This window comes from Streptomyces aurantiacus, assembly GCF_001418335.1.
Classification (GTDB): Bacteria; Actinomycetota; Actinomycetes; order Streptomycetales; family Streptomycetaceae; genus Streptomyces; species Streptomyces aurantiacus.
This window is the reverse complement of the sequence record NZ_LIPP01000126.1, coordinates 1-14617: the sequence shown is the minus strand read 5'-3', so window position 1 is coordinate 14617 and position 14617 is coordinate 1. Positions and strand designations below refer to the sequence as shown.

The 14617-nt window shown below is 70.6% G+C and carries 13 protein-coding genes; 5 read left to right on the top strand and 8 right to left on the bottom strand.

What is annotated here, in order from left to right; genetic code table 11:
- The first annotated feature begins 309 nt into the window (after nucleotides 1-309).
- Complete coding sequence (locus AOK01_RS18175; RefSeq protein WP_055512914.1) at nucleotides 310-933, top strand: TetR/AcrR family transcriptional regulator; 624 nt, start codon at nucleotides 310-312, stop codon at nucleotides 931-933.
- On the opposite strand, the gene AOK01_RS18170 is transcribed toward AOK01_RS18175, so the two are convergent.
- On the bottom strand, nucleotides 912-1790 hold the full coding sequence (locus tag AOK01_RS18170) for a glycerophosphodiester phosphodiesterase (protein WP_055512920.1): 879 nt from the start codon (nucleotides 1788-1790) through the stop codon (nucleotides 912-914). The two genes, AOK01_RS18175 and AOK01_RS18170, sit on opposite strands and share 22 nt — an antisense overlap.
- Before the next feature lie 168 nt (nucleotides 1791-1958).
- Here AOK01_RS18170 and AOK01_RS18165 point away from each other — a divergent pair, with 168 nt between their 5' ends.
- Nucleotides 1959-2690 (top strand): bifunctional DNA primase/polymerase, encoded by a 732-nt coding sequence (locus AOK01_RS18165; RefSeq protein ID WP_055512913.1) that lies wholly within the window; start codon nucleotides 1959-1961, stop codon nucleotides 2688-2690.
- Nucleotides 2691-2807: 117 nt separating this feature from the next.
- Here the strand turns inward: AOK01_RS18165 and AOK01_RS18160 are convergent, their stop codons facing one another.
- The 7 genes from AOK01_RS18160 to AOK01_RS18130 all read right to left on the bottom strand — a co-directional run bounded on the left by AOK01_RS18160 (nucleotide 2808) and on the right by AOK01_RS18130 (nucleotide 10521).
- On the bottom strand, nucleotides 2808-3824 hold the full coding sequence (locus tag AOK01_RS18160) for an SCO2278 family lipoprotein (RefSeq protein ID WP_055512910.1): 1017 nt from the start codon (nucleotides 3822-3824) through the stop codon (nucleotides 2808-2810).
- A 72-nt stretch (nucleotides 3825-3896) separates the two neighbouring features.
- The gene (gene efeU, locus AOK01_RS18155) at nucleotides 3897-4745 is read right to left on the bottom strand and encodes an iron uptake transporter permease EfeU (protein ID WP_055512908.1); all 849 of its coding nucleotides are present in this window, start codon (nucleotides 4743-4745) and stop codon (nucleotides 3897-3899) included.
- Between the two features lie 3 nt (nucleotides 4746-4748).
- Nucleotides 4749-6074 (bottom strand): iron uptake transporter deferrochelatase/peroxidase subunit, encoded by a 1326-nt coding sequence (efeB, locus tag AOK01_RS18150; protein ID WP_055512906.1) that lies wholly within the window; start codon nucleotides 6072-6074, stop codon nucleotides 4749-4751.
- A gap of 8 nt (nucleotides 6075-6082) precedes the next feature.
- Nucleotides 6083-7240, bottom strand: coding sequence for an iron uptake system protein EfeO (gene efeO / locus AOK01_RS18145; protein WP_055512904.1), 1158 nt, complete (start codon nucleotides 7238-7240; stop codon nucleotides 6083-6085).
- A 241-nt stretch (nucleotides 7241-7481) separates the two neighbouring features.
- Entirely contained in the window at nucleotides 7482-8321 is an 840-nt protein-coding gene (locus AOK01_RS18140; RefSeq protein ID WP_107099841.1) for a heme ABC transporter ATP-binding protein, read from the bottom strand.
- 2 nt (nucleotides 8322-8323) lie between these two features.
- Nucleotides 8324-9433, bottom strand: a complete 1110-nt coding sequence (locus AOK01_RS18135; RefSeq protein WP_055512918.1) for a FecCD family ABC transporter permease — start codon at nucleotides 9431-9433, stop codon at nucleotides 8324-8326.
- Between the two features lie 65 nt (nucleotides 9434-9498).
- Entirely contained in the window at nucleotides 9499-10521 is a 1023-nt protein-coding gene (locus AOK01_RS18130; protein WP_055512900.1) for a heme/hemin ABC transporter substrate-binding protein, read from the bottom strand.
- 235 nt (nucleotides 10522-10756) lie between these two features.
- On the opposite strand from AOK01_RS18130, the gene AOK01_RS18125 reads away from it, so the two are divergent.
- From AOK01_RS18125 to AOK01_RS18115, 3 genes are all read left to right on the top strand, one after another.
- A complete protein-coding gene (locus tag AOK01_RS18125; RefSeq protein ID WP_055512898.1) occupies nucleotides 10757-12262 on the top strand; it encodes an HtaA domain-containing protein in 1506 nt (501 codons plus the stop codon).
- Nucleotides 12263-12339: 77 nt separating this feature from the next.
- Complete coding sequence (locus AOK01_RS18120; RefSeq protein WP_055512896.1) at nucleotides 12340-13845, top strand: HtaA domain-containing protein; 1506 nt, start codon at nucleotides 12340-12342, stop codon at nucleotides 13843-13845.
- Between the two features lie 48 nt (nucleotides 13846-13893).
- Nucleotides 13894-14538, top strand: coding sequence for a PhzF family phenazine biosynthesis protein (locus AOK01_RS18115; RefSeq protein ID WP_055512916.1), 645 nt, complete (start codon nucleotides 13894-13896; stop codon nucleotides 14536-14538).
- Nucleotides 14539-14617: the final 79 nt, after the last annotated feature.

Below are 14617 nucleotides of genomic sequence, written 5' to 3'. Positions count from 1 at the left end.
GCGCACGGCCCTCCAGGCGCTGCTGGGCGACGAGAGAGAGCAGTTCCTGGAAAAGGGCTGAGCCCCTCGGGCGCGGGGTCCCCCGGGGGTTTTTCGCCCCCGCCGCCCCTACCCTTCCCGTCACTTCTGGGGGCTGCGCCCCCAGACCCCGCTAAAAGATCGCGCAGTTCCCCGCGCCCCTGGGGAGGTACCTCCAGGGGCGCGGGGAACTGCGCAACGGGGGTTCGGGGGCGGAGCCCCCGAAACGGACGGGAATGAAGAACCTTCTTGGCGAGACGCGTCGTCTTGTCGAGCTGGTAGCTTCGACCCATGCCTCCCGACTCCACCCGCCGAAGCGAACGCTCCCGCCGCGCCATCTACGACGCCGCCCTCGCCCTCGTGACCGAGGTCGGCTACCCCAAGACCACCATCGAGGGCATCGCCGCCCGCGCGGGCGTCGGCAAGCAGACGATCTACCGGTGGTGGTCGTCGAAGGCGGACGTCCTGCTGGAGGCGTTCATCGACCTGAGCGCCCAGGCGGCGGAGGCGGCCGACCGGGCGGAGGTCATCGGGGAGCAGGCGGCGTACGAGATCCCCGACACCGGCGACCTGGAGGCCGACCTCAAGCTGGTGCTGAGGGCCACCGTCGACGAACTGCTCGACCCCGCCTTCGAGGCCCCGTCACGGGCCCTCGCGGCCGAGGGTGTCGTCAACGAGGAGGTCGGCAGGGAGTTCGTCGGCAAGCTCCTCGAACCCCAGCTCCAGCTGTACGTGAAGCGCCTGCGCGCCGCCCAGGAACAGGGCGCCGTGCGCGCCGACCTCGACCCGCGCATCGCCCTGGAGCTCTTCGTCTCGCCGCTCGCCCAGCGCTGGCTCCAGTACACGGGCCCCATCACGTACGAGTACACGGACAAACTCGTCGAGTACGCCCTCTACGGCCTCGCCCCTCGCTGACCTGCCCTCCACCGTCCCGGGGTCCGCTGCCCCTCGGTCCGGGCCAGGCGGCCCGGCGCGTCCGTGATGACCCCGTCGCAGCCGAGCGCGAGGGCGCGGTCGCGCTGCGCCGGCGTCACCACCGTGTGCGCCCACACCCGCGGGATGCCGGACCGGACGGCCCGTACGAGATCGCGGTCGCGGGCCCTGTGGTCCACGTCCAGGACGTCCACGAACGGCCGCCACCGCTCGGGCCGGTCCGTACGCATCTGCCGGGCCGAGCGCCACAGCTGCGAGAGCAGGCCCATGCGGTGGGTGCGCAGGGCCACCGCGGGATGGTTGGAGTTGACCAGCACCGAGCGGGTCAGGCCCCGTTTTCTGATCATGGCGGCGAGGGTCGCGAGGCTCCGCGGGTCCTTCGCCTCCGTCATCAGCACCACCCGCCCGCCGAAACGGTCCAGCACCTCCGCGAGCGTCGGCGGCCGCTCCGAACGCCAGCTGCCCGGCAGCGCCGCCCTGGGCCGCAGCCTGACCCCCTCCCAGTCCCGCCGGTCGAGCGCCTGCACCGGACCGCCCATGTAGGTCGTACGGTTCAGGGTCGCGTCGTGCATGACCACCATCGTCCCGTCGCGCAGTATCCGGGTGTCCAGGTCGAGCACCTGGGCCGTCCCGCGCTCGTACGCGGTCATGAGCCCCGACATGCTGTTCTCCGGAACCTCCCGGGCGCCGCCGCGGTGCGCCGTGTAGACGACGCGGGGGAGCGCTGACACCGTCAGCGGGCCGGCGCCCCACTCCAGCGGTGCGACCGCCCCGGCCTGTCCCACGAGGGCCAGGGACGTGAGACCGGCGATACCCGTCAGCGCAGTCCGTGTGACCATGCCGACACCGTAGGCGGGCAAATCGCATCAAAGTACGCAATGACACTCGATCGCTGCCCCGGGCGGGCATCACCCCACCTACCCCGGATGTGGTCTCCGGCCCCCCGGAGCACGCGAAGGTGGGACCATGAGGCATGCTGTCGGCACAACAGCCAGGCGAGGGGATCGATGAGCGCAGAGATGGGCCGCCGCTCCGGCGGGCAGGGCAGGATCTCCCAGTGGCTGCGCGGCCGGCGCCCACGACCGGACGCCGCGGACGACTCCGCGAACCGTGAGGAACTGCTGCTGGCCGCCGCCGGAGCCGGGCTGCCGCTCGCGCCCGCCGCCCATCCCTCCGCCTACCGGTGTTCCTGTGACCGCGTCGGGTGTCCGACCCCCGCGCGGCACCCCATCTCCTTCGCCTGGCAGACGCAGTCCACGACCGACCGGGCGCAGATCGAGCGGTGGGCCCGGCATCAGCCGCTGGCCAACTTCATCACCGCGACCGGCATGGTGCACGACGTGCTGGACGTACCGGTGGAGGCCGGGCAGGAGGCGCTGGACCGGTTGCTCGCCGCGGGGATCGAGGTCGGGCCGGTCGCGCTGTCCGGGGACGACCGGATGCTCTTCTTCACCGCCACGCGCGGTACGCCCGAGGACGAGGACGAGTGGTGGCCGTGCGAGCTGGACTGCCATCCCGAGACGATGGACGAGCATCCGGGGCTGCGGTGGCACTGCCGTGGGTCGTATGTGCTGGTGCCGCCTGCGCGGTTGCCGGGGGAGCTGACGGTGGGGTGGGTGCGGGGGCCTGAGTTTGCGCTGCCGGATCCGTTGTCGTTGCTTGAAGTGTTGACTGATGAATGTGCTCGGTATGCGGGGGAAGAGCGGGAGCATGTTGCGGCGTGGCCTTTGCGGGGGTGACTCCGTCGGGGTGCGTTGTGTTGTGCGGGTGCGTTGTGGCTGGTCGCGCCGTTCCCCGCGCCCCTGAAAGCGAAAAGATTGCGCCGTTCCCCGCGCCCCTAAAAAAACCGTTCCCCTCTACTCGCCCTTTGCTGCTGTCAGGCCCTGGATTCTGCTCAGGAATTTTATTTGAGGGTTCGGGGCGGACTTCGGGGGGTTCAGGACTGCCTGGTTGGAGATGGATTCCAGGGTCAGGGACTGCTTGGGCTCGCCCGTCAGCAGGGCCTTCACGTCGGCGTTGGTGACGTTGATGGGGACGCCCTGGGCCGCCGTCTGCTTCTGGTAGTGGCGGGTGGTGAAGAACACGAGGGCGCCGCCGTCCGCGGTGCGCAGGCCCACCGGGGCGTAGTCGCCTGAGGTCAGCGGCTCGTCGATGTACTGCTGGGCGAGCCCGGGGCGGGCCGCGTCCGCCGCCCGGTCGGAGCGCCACTTGGTGGTGTGGGCGCCTGCCTCGAAGCCGTCGCCGCCGTCCTTGAGGTAGGTCGCGTACCGCTGAGGCAGGCGCCCGGGGGCGATCGCGAGGTCCGTCTCGTCCGCCGTGACCGGCTGGGCCCAGCCGTCCTCGTCCTTCTTGAACTCCGGTATCTCCTGGGCGGAGGCAATCGTCAGATACGAGACCTCCCACAGCCCGTCCGCGTCACCGCGGGTGAACACCAGCAGCCAACGATCCTCACCGCGCCCCTTGTTGGCCTTCGCGTCGGCGACGAACCAGCGCGGCCAGCCCGCCTTCTCGGGGATGGTGAACTCGGTGTCGGTCAGCTTCAGCGGTACGTAGTTGGGGTTGCCGCCCGGCTGGTTCTTGCCGCCGGCCTTCAGCTTCGCCCCGTCGATGTCTCCGAGGGCGCCCGTGACCCGGTCCGCGTCCAGGGACGGGTCGTTGGCGCCGTTCGCCTTGTTGTAGGCGGCGGTGAAGTCCGCCAGGGCGCGCGTGGCCTCGGCCTTCGTGGCTCCGGGGAGGATCTCCCGTTCCCCGTGCACCACCACGCATCCGCTCGCCGTCATCGACAACACCGACGACAGCACGGTCACCGAGGCCGCTGTCAGCGTGCTCCGGCCAAGCCTGCGAGGCCTTCGAGGGCCGCGATCCCTGCTCATCGAGTGCCTTCACCTTCCCCATTCCCGGAGGCGAACCCTACCGGGGCCGGGAAACGTACGGGCTGCGGGGTCTCAGACCTCTTCGCGCACCGGAGCCGGTGACGTGGTCCCGGTACGGCCCGCCCGCGACGGCGCCAGGAAGAACGCCAGCGTCGGCACCAGGTACGCGACCCACACGACGACCTGGACGACGGTCGGGTCGGGCTGGAAGTTCAGCACGCCCTTCAGGAGCGTGCCGTACCAGCTGTCCGGCGGGATGGTCTCGCTGATGTCGAAGGCCTTGTTCGTCAGACCCGGCAGGAAGTCGGCCTCCTGGAGGTCGTGCACGCCGTACGCGAGGACACCCGCCGCCACGACCACCAGCATGCCGCCGGTCCAGGTGAAGAACTTGGCGAGGTTGATGCGGACCGCACCCCGGTAGAAGAGGTAGCCGAGCACGACCGCCGTCAGGATGCCAAGGAGCACGCCGAGCAGCGGGCCCTGGGTGCCGTCGTTCGACGCGCGCACGGACGCCCAGACGAACAGGGCCGTCTCCAGGCCCTCACGGCCCACCGCCAGGAACGCCGTCGCGACCAGCGCGCCCGTGCCCATCCGCAGCGCCGCGTCCAGTTTTCCGTGCAGCTCGGCCTTCAGATGGCGGGCGGTGCGCCGCATCCAGAAGACCATCCACGTCACCAGGCCGACCGCGATGATCGACAGCGAGCCGCCGAGCGCCTCCTGTGCCTCGAACGTCAGCTCCTGGGAGCCGAATTCGAGCGCGAAGCCGAAACCGAGCGCGAGCCCGACCGCGACGGCGATGCCGATCCAGATGGGCTTCAGCGCGTCCCTGCGGTCCGTCTTCACCAGGTAGGCGATGAGGATGCAGACGACGAGGCTGGCCTCCAGCCCTTCGCGCAGACCGATCAGATAGTTGCCGAACACGGCCTACGCCTCCTTGGAGTTCGCGGAGTTCTTGGGGGTCTTGGGGGTCTTGGACGGGGTCGAGAACAGAGAGCGGCCCCACCAGTCGTCCTTGTCCACGACTCCCGGCGGGATCGCGAAGACCGCCGACCCCACGTGCTGGATGTACTCGTTGAGCGAGTCCGCCGCCAGGCTCCGCTGCACCGGGACGAAACCCTTGCGTACGTCGCGCTGGTAGGCGAGGAAGAACAGGCCCGCCTCCAGACGGCCGAGCCCGTCCGTGCCGTCGGTGAACGAGTAGCCGCGGCGCAGGAGCGTCGCCCCGGCGTTGGTGTCGGGGTGCGCGAGCCGTACGTGCGCGTCGGGTTTCATCGCCTTCAGGAACGGCTCGTCCCGCTCCTTCGCCCTGCCGACGGGCGCGCCCTCGCCCTTGTCGCGGCCGAAGATGTCCTCCTGCTCCTGGAGGGAGGTGCGGTCCCAGGTCTCGATGTTCATGCGGATGCGGCGGGCGACCAGGTAGGAACCGCCGGTCATCCAGGCCGAGTTCGGGTCCACGTCCTGCTCCTCGACCCACACGAACTTCTTCAGCCGGTCGGTCTCGGTGCCCGCGATGTTGCGGGTGCCGTCCTTGAACCCCATGAGGTTGCGCGGGGTCTGGGCGTCCGGAGTCGTCGACGAGGTCTTCCCGAAGCCCAGTTGGGACCAGCGGATGACGACCTTGCCGAAGCCGATCCTGGCCAGGTTGCGGATCGCGTGCACGGCCACCTGGGGGTCGTCCGCGCAGGCCTGGACGCACAGGTCGCCGCCGCTGCGGTTCCGATCGAGGTTGTCGCCCGCGAACTTCGGCAGTTCGGCCAGGGCCTCGGGCCGCCGGTCCGCGAGGTCGAACTTCTCGAACAGCGAGGGACCGAAGCCGATCGTCAAAGTCAGCCGGGACGGTTTGAGGCCGAGCGCCTCGCCGGTGTCGTCCGGCGGCGCCTCGGCCAGACCGCCGTACGCGCCCTCGCCGACCGCCTGCCCGGCGGTCATCAGGCGGGCCGCCCCGGTCCAGTCCTTCAGCAGCTGGACGAACGCGGCCCGGTCCGTCGTCTTCACGTCGAAGGCGGCGAAGTGCAGCCGGTCCTGCACCGGGGTCGCGATGCCCGCCTGGTGCGTGCCGTGGAAGGCGACCGCGGCACCCGACCCGGCGGCCGTCGGCTCGGCGTCGTCGCCCGCCCGGGCCACCGCCACCGCACCACCGGCCGCGGCGGCACCCAGCGCGAGCCCGGCACCGCCCCAGCCGAGCAGCGAACGCCGCGACGGGCCGGCAGGACCGGCCGGTCCGGTCTCCTCGGAGGGCGTGTCCGTCATGGCCGTCCCTACTTCGCGACGACGGCGGCGGCGAGCTTGGACAGCGGCTCCGCGAGCGCGTTCACCGCGTCCGACAGCTCCTTGCGGTCGGCCTTGCCGACCTTGTCGTACGAGGTGAAGTCGTACGAGTTCTTGTCCTCGCGGTACTTGTCCAGCAGCGTGTCGAGCGCCGCGAACTGGGTGTCGAGCTCCTTCGTCAGCGCCGCGTCGTTCTCCGAGGCGACCGGCTTCAGCAGCTCGTACGACTTCTCGGCGCCCTCGACGTTCGCCTTGAAGTCGACCAGGTCGGTGTGCGAGTAGCGCTCCTCCTCGCCGGTGACCTTGCCGGTGGCGACCTCGTCCAGCAGTTCCTTCGCGCCGTTGGCCATCGAGGTCGGGGTGATCTCCGCCTTGCCGACCCGGTTCTGCCAGTCCTCCAGGTCCTTGACCAGCTGGTCGGCGAGCTCGGTGTCGCGGTCGGTGAGCTTCTTGTCCTTCCAGAGCGAGCGCTCCAGGCGGTGCCAGCCGGTCCAGTCCTTCTCCAGGTCCTGGCCCTCCTCAAGACCGTCCTCGCGCAGGTCGACCTTCGGGTCGATGTCACCGAACGACTCGGCGACCGGTTCGGTCCGCTCCCAGCCGATGCGCGAGCCGGCATAGGCCTTCTTCGCGGCCTCGGCGTCACCGGCCTTGACGGCGTCCGTGAAGACCTTGACCTTGGGCAGCGTCTCGTCGGCCTGCTCCTGCGCGTACTGCCGGTAGGCGGCGACCGCCGCGTCCAGGCGCGGGTCACGCTTGGCGACCTTGCCGCCGCCGGTGACCGTGAGGTCCTGCCGGATGCCCTTGCCCTTCATGCCGGGCTTGCAGGCGATCCGGTAGTCGCCCGCCTTCACCTCGGCGGTGACCTTCTGGCTGGTGCCGGGGCCGATGTTCTCGCGCTCGGTGACTATCCGGTCGTCGGGGAAGAGCAGGTAGACCTCAGTGACCTTGGAACCCTTGTTGGTCACGTCGATCTGTACGTGCCCGGCCGTGATCTCCTTCTTCGACACCTCGCACTTGCTGTCCGAGGCCGTCACCTCGATGACGCGGTCCTCGCTCGACGCGCCGCTCTTCTCGGTGCAACCCGTGACAGCGGCCAGCGCCGCCGCGGTGGCGGCAGCGGTGACGACGGAGAGTCGGACGGCTCGCATACAGGCTCCAAGAGGGTCACAGGGAAGACAGAAGGTCACAGGGAAGACGGGGGTTCACAGGGAAGGCACAGGAACGGAGTGAGGTTGCTGGGTGAGATCGCTGGGTGAGGCTTGCCTAACTTATCTGAGGCTTACCTGACTGAAAGTCGCCTGTCCAGTGATTCAGCTCTCATGGACGGTGTACGGGCACGGCCCGGTCACGGAGGCGTTGTCCGCCCCCCACGAAACAGTCAAAGACGGGTCAAGAACCCCTGACGGGGGCCACCATGACCGCACCGGTGCGCGGGTGGGGAAACACCTCCACCGGCTGTTTGTAGACGTCCGAAAGCAGCCGGTCGGTGAAGACCTCCGCGGGCGCCCCGTCGGCCACCGCACGCCCGGCGCACAGGATCACCACCCGGTGCGCGTACGCGGCGGCGAGACCCAGATCGTGCAACACCACGACCACCGCGTCCCCTTCGCGCGCCCTTTCCCGGCAGACCCGCAGCACCAACTCCTGGTGCCGCAGGTCCAGTGCGGCCGTCGGCTCGTCGAGCAGCAGCAGCCGGGCACGCTGGGCGAGCACCCGGGCGAGGGCGACCCTGGCCCGCTCGCCGCCACTGAGCGCGGAGAAGGGCCGGGCCGCGAACCCGGTGACCTCGGTCGCCGCCATGGCCGAGGCCACCGCCGCGTCGTCCTCTTCCTCCTCGGGCCGGCCGGCCCAGGGCGCCCGACCCATCCGTACGACGTCCTCGACCGGGAACGGGAAGGAGAGCGAGGCGGACTGGGGGAGCACCGCACGGCGCAGGGCCAGTTCGGGCGCCGACCAGTCGGACACGGGCCGCCCGTGGACCCGTACGACACCCCCGGCGGCCGGGAGGTCGGCGGCGAGCGCGCCCAACAGGGTGGACTTCCCCGCCCCGTTGGGGCCGACCAGCGCCAGCACCTCGCCCGCGCGGGCCTCGACGTCCACGCCGGACAGCACCTCGCGGGCACCGAGCCGGACGTGCAGGTCCGCTGCCTCGGCGAGTACGTCACCGGGAGCGACGGGCCCCGGCCGCACGGTCCTCGTACGGAGACCTCTCAAGTTCAGCTTTTTCATGCTCACGCCCAGCCTCCCTGCCTGCGACGGGTCCTGCGCAGCAGCCAGAAGAAGAACGGGCTGCCGAAGAGGGCGGTCAGCACACCGAGCGGCAGTTCGGCGGGCTCGGCGACGGTGCGCGCCGCGAGATCGCCCGCGAGCAGGACCACCGCACCGCCCAGGGCGCTGCCGGGAATCAGGAAGCGGTGGCCGGGGCCCGCCGCCATGCGCAGCAGATGCGGCACGACGAGGCCCACGAAGCCGATGACGCCGGAGACGCTGACGGCCGCGGCCGTAAGGAGCGCGACGACCAGTACCAGGACGACGCGCAGCCGCTCGACGTCCACTCCCAGGTGCCGGGCCGGGCGCTCGCCCAGCGACAGCAGGTCCAGCTTGCGCGCGTAGAACGGCGCCACGGCGAGACCGGCCGCCGCGCACGGCAGCACCGCCCACACCTTCGGCCAGGTCGCCTGGGAGAGCGAACCGAGCTGCCAGAAGGTGATCTGGTTCACTGCGGCGGTGTCGGCCAGGAAGATGAACAGGCCGATCAGCGCACCCGCGAAGGCGTTCACCGCGATACCGGTGAGGATCAGTGTCACGACCTCCGTACGGCCGCCCGAGCGGGACATCGAGTACACGAGCAGTGCCGTGCCGAGACCCGCGACGAAGGCGAACGCAGGGACGGTCCAGGTGCCGAGGAAGTCCAGGCCGAGCGAGATCACGGCGACCGCGCCGACCGCGGCACCCGACGAGACGCCGATGACGCCCGGTTCGGCGAGGGGGTTGCCGAACACGCCCTGCATCAGCGCGCCCGCACAGCCCAGCGAGGCACCGACGAGCAGCGCGAGCACGATCCGCGGGAAGCGCACGTTCCACAGCACGGACTCGGGGACCCGGTCCAGCTCGCCGCCTCCCAGGCCGACACGGTGCGCGACGGAGGACAGGACGTCACCGGGCGAGATCTCGTACGCGCCGAGTCCGGCGGAGGCGAGGGTGAGCAGGAGGAGAAGGACGGCGAGTGCGACGGTGAGCAGCCACGGGGCGCCACGCCGGGTCCGCGGGGAAGGGGCGCGGACGGGCGGGGCTTCGGGAACCCGGTCCGCCTGGTGCGCCCGGTCTGCCCGGTCCGGCATGTCCTCGACCGGCAGGTCCTCGGCCGGTGGTGGGCCATCGTCGGGCACGGCCTCGTCGGTCACGGTCACTTGGTGTCGTCCCCGTTCCCGTCTCCGTCCCCGTCCCCGTACAACTGGCCGACGATGGACTTCAGTACCGCGTCCGTGCGGGGGCCGTAGTTGAGGAGGACGCCGTCCTCGACCGAGACGATCCGGCGGTCCATCCCGGCCGGGGTCTGGGCGACGCCGGGTATCTCGACCAGGCCGTCGATGCCGCCGACGGACTCCAGGCCCTTGGACATGACGAGGATCGCGTCGGGGGCCGCCTGGGCGAGAGCCTCCGTGGTGATCGCGGTGAAGTCCTTCTTCAGGCCGGACTCGGCGCCCGCGTCCACGGCACCCGCGGCTTCGAGCAGCGAGGTGGCCCCCGAGCCCTTGCCGCCGATCAGATAGACGGACGCGGAGCCGCGGAGGTAGAGGAAGGCGACGCGCGGCTCGTCGGTCTTCTCCGGAACGTCCTTGCGCACGGCGGCGATCCGAGCCTCCGAGCGCCGCGTGAGCTCCTTCCCCGCGGCCGGTACGCCGAGGGCGCGGGCCACCGTCTCGATGCGCGGGCCCACGTCGTCGAGGCCCTTGGCCGGATCGACGACGAGGACGGGTACGCCCGCGTCGCGGATCTGGCCCATCGCCTCCGCGGGCCCTGTGGTGGCCTCGGCGAGCACCAGGTCGGGCTTGAGGGAGAGCACGCTCTCCGCGGAGACGTCGTGGTTGCGGGTGACCACCGGCAGTTTCTCCGCCTGCGTGAAGGTGGCGGTGATGTCGCGGGCGACGACCCGGTCCCCGAGGCCGAGGGTGAAGACGATCTCGCTGAGGCTGCCGGAGAGCGGAACGATGCGTTCGGCGTCCTTGACGGTGACGTCGTGGCCGTCGGACGAGCGCACGGTGACCGGGAGTTGCGGGTCCGGTGTGTCCGAGAGGGGCTCGACCCGGTCAGCGGCGGCGCCGGCCCCGGCGGCCGGCTCGCTCTGGGGCGATCCGTCGTCGGAGGTACAGCCCGTGACCGCGAGCACAAGCACCGCAAGCAGTGCACCCGCCACTCGTGTACGCATGCGTCGCACTGTCGCGTAGTTCCTTTCGCTTCACTGGCCGCCAGGGGGAGCGCCCCTTCAGGGGCGCGGGGAACTGCGCGCCGAGCCACAACGAACCGGCGGCCAAAGAACAACCCCCGGTCCCCGTTTGTCTCGTCCCACACTTCCCGCATCAGCGGACATAGCTTAGGTTAGCCTTACCTTTCTCGCCAGGATGTCACCACATCCGGCCAGATCCACCCGCCCCGGAGGACACATGCCAGCGCCAGCGCCACCGCACCGACGCACCTACGTGACCCTGCTCTGCGCAGCGGTCCTCGTGGCGCTGCTCCCGGCCGGCCAGGCCAACGCGGCGAGCCGCACCGTGCAGGGCGGCAGGCTCGACTGGGGCATCAAGTCCTCATTCCAGAGCTATGTCACCGGGCCGATAGCGAACGGCGGCTTCTCCCTCACCGGAGGCGCGGCCACGGTCGGCGGCAGCCAGTTCCGCTTCCACTCGGCGACCGGTACGTACGACGGTTCCTCCGGTGCCTTCAACGCGGGCTTCTCCGGCGGGGTCCACTTCCTCGGGCACAAGAAGAGCGACGGAACCCACCAGCTCGACCTGACGATCAGCCGTCCCACCGTCCGCCTCTCCGGCAACGGCGGCACTCTCTACGTCGACGTCATCAGCAAGGCGAAGGGCACCGGGGCGGTCACCACGGCCTCGCAGGTGCCCTTCGCCTCCCTCTCCCTGGGCGGCATCGACATGAAGGGCGGCGGCAACGCCGTCCAACTGAACAACCTGCCCGCCACGCTGACCGCCCAGGGGGCCAAGTCCTTCGCCGGGTACTACACGGCGGGCACCGCCCTCGACCCGGTCAGCCTCTCCGCGGACGTGAAGGCGGCGGCCACCGGGCCGACCCGCACACCGTCCCCCTCGGCGACCGCCTCCAAGCCCAAGTCCAAGGAAAGCAAGGCGACTTCGGGCCGCATCGAGGACGGCGCCGTCGACTGGGGTGTGCGCAGGACCTTCCGCGAGTACGTCACCGGCGCCATCGCCCAGGGCGAGTGGGAGCTCACCGGGGGCGCCCAGGACGGCGGTGCGCTCTTCCGCTTCCCGGCGGGCTCGGGCACGTACGACGAGAAGAAGCAGAGCCTCGACGCGACCTTCGCCGGAGCCGTCCGCTTCACCGGCGAGCAGGGCCTCGACCTGCTGCTCGGCGAGGTACGGGCCAAGGTTACGGACGACGGAAAGGGCACGCTCTACGCCGACGTCACGAACGGCAGCGAGACACCCAAGAACGAGACACAGAAGAACGAGACACAGAAGAAGGTGCCGCTCGTCACCTTCACCGCCAAGGATCTCAAGCCGAAGAACGGCCTCGCCCAGGTCACCGAGTCACCCACGAAGCTCACCGCCGCCGGCGCGGAGGCCTTCGGCGGGATGTACAAGGCAGGCACCGCGATGGACCCGGTCTCCCTCGCCGTCGCCCTGACCGACAGCGCCGAACTGCCCGCCCTGCCCGACCTGGGCAGCACCGAGTCGGCCACGCCGAAGGCCGCGGACGCCGAGGCGACGACGGCCGAGCCGAAGACCGAGGCCACCGCGAGTGACTCGGACGACGTACCTGTCCTGCCCATCGGCCTCGCGGCGGCCTTCCTGGCCGCGGTCGCCGCCGCTGCCGTCCTGCTCACCCGCAGGCGCCGCACGCGACAGGCGTCCGACACCCCAGCGGCCCCCGCTTCCTCTGCTTCCTCCGCTTCCTCCGACGAGCACTGAACTCCCTATCATTACCCGCCAGTTGATCGAGCTCGCCCACATGACTCCCAGACGCTGAACCGAGGAGACCCACGACCATGGCCGCCAATCGCCGCCGCCCCATAGCCCTTGCCGCAGCCTGCGCGACCGCCGTCACGCTCGGTGCCACCGCGCTCGCCGCGACGTCCGCCTCCGCCGCCGAAGTGCCGCTTACGGGCTACGAGCTGACGTGGGGCATCAAGGAGTCGTACCGCAACTACGTCACCGGCATGGCGGCCGGCGCCTTCACGCCCGAGGGCGGTGCCGCGCAGGCCAAGGACAACGGCGTGTTCACGTTCGTCAACGGCGCCGGGAGCTACGACTCCGAGGCGCACACCGTCGCGCTCGGTTTCGAGGGCTCCCTGAACATCGTCTCCAAGCCGCACGGCTTCGAACTCGCCCTGTCGGACGTGCAGTTCGACAGTAAGAAGGCCACGGTCACCGCTGATGTGACGAAGGCCGGTACGACCCAGCAGGACGTGCCGCTCGCCGAGGTCACCGTCAACCGCACGATGACCGACATGGCGACCGAGCTGACCAAGGAGGCGGGGGACGTCTTCGGCAGCTCCGCCTACTCGGGTGCGGCCGGCGATCCCCTGACGGTGCTGGAGAAGAAGACCGAGTCGCCGGACCCGACGCCTTCGGACTCCACGACTCCGCCGACCACCCCGTCGACTACTCCGTCGACCACTCCGCCGGTCACCCCTTCCACGACCCCGCCGGGCAGCCCGTCCACGAGCCAGACGTCCGAGCCCACCGAGGCCCCCTCCAAGGGGGACATCCTCTACGGCACGCTCGGCTGGGGCGTGAAGCAGTCCTTCCGTACGTACGTCGTGGACGGCGTCGCCAAGGGCAAGATCACTGTCTCGGGCGGGGCGGAGCAGGCGTCCGGCAACGGCACCTTCACCTTCCCCGACGCCACCGGCACCTACGACACGGACGCCGACACCCTCAAGGCCTCCTTCAAGGGTTCGGTTAACTTCAAGGGCCATGAGGACAACGGCAGTTACGGTCTCGACCTCACCCTCAGCGACCTGAAGGCGGAGATCGACGGCGGCTCCGGCAAGCTGACCGCCGACGTCGACAGCCTCGGCGAGAAGTCCGCCGACGTGACCCTCGCCAAGCTGAAGCCCAAGTCGGCCGACCTGACCGCCGAGGACGACGTGATCACCCTCGACGACGTCACCACCACCCTCACCGAGGCGGGCGCGAAGGCCTTCGGCGGCTTCTACCAGGCCGGCGCGGAACTCGACCCGGTCGACGTCGCGGTGGCCCTGTCCGAGGACGCCGAACTCCCGGACCCCGACCCGACCTCGTCCTCCGGCACGGGCGGCAGCACGGGTGGCACGACCGGCGGAACCACCGGCGGAACCACAGGCGGCGCGGGCACGACCGGCTCCACCTCGGGCGGGGTGACCGGCGGCCTCGCCTCCACCGGTTCCGACGTCCCGGTGGGCGCACTGGGAACGGCTGCCGCGGCTGCCGTCGCGGCGGGCGCGGGCGTGGTGTTCGCGGTACGTCGCCGCCGTACGACGAACCCCGTGACGGACGCCGCCCAGGCCTGACCGAAGGCTGACCGAACGTGCGCCACCGCGATGGTGTTGGATGCCCGCGTGACTGATTACGACGTGCTGCGGGTCTTCTGTGGGCCGCGCGGTGAGTACGGCAACGAACTCGGGGTCGTGCGGGAGGGTTCCGTACTGCCGGAGCGGGACGAGCGGCAGGCGTTCGCGGCGAAACTCGGCTTCAGCGAGACGGTGTTCGTGGATGACCCCGAGCGCGGGGTCATCGACATCTACACGCCCAGCGTGCGGCTGCCCTTCGCCGGATACCCCTGCGTGGGCGCGGCCTGGCTGCTGGACGTACCCGAACTCGTCACGCCCGCGGGCGTGGTGGGCACCCGCCTGGACGGCGAGTTCACGTGGATCGAGGCCCGCCCGGAGTGGCCGGAGCCACGCACACTGCGCCGCTACGACACGGCGGCGGAGGTCGACGCGCTGCCTGTCCCGCCGCCCGGTGAGTGGCTGTACGCCTGGGCATGGGAGGACGAGGCGGCCGGCCGCATCCGCGCCCGGGGCTTCCCCGGCCGGGGGGACGGCATAGAGGAGGATGAGGCGACGGGCGCCGCGGCCCTGCAACTGACAGCCCAACTGGGCCGAGCCCTGAACATAATCCAGGGCAAAGGCTCCCAACTCCTCACAGCCCCCCAACCAGAAGGCTGGATAGAACTAGGAGGCAGAACACTCCTGGAACGCTGACCCCCAACTGGCCAGGGGCGCGGGGCTGTCCAGGGGCGCGGGGAACGGCGCAGTCTTTTGCTTTTAGGGGCGCGGGGAA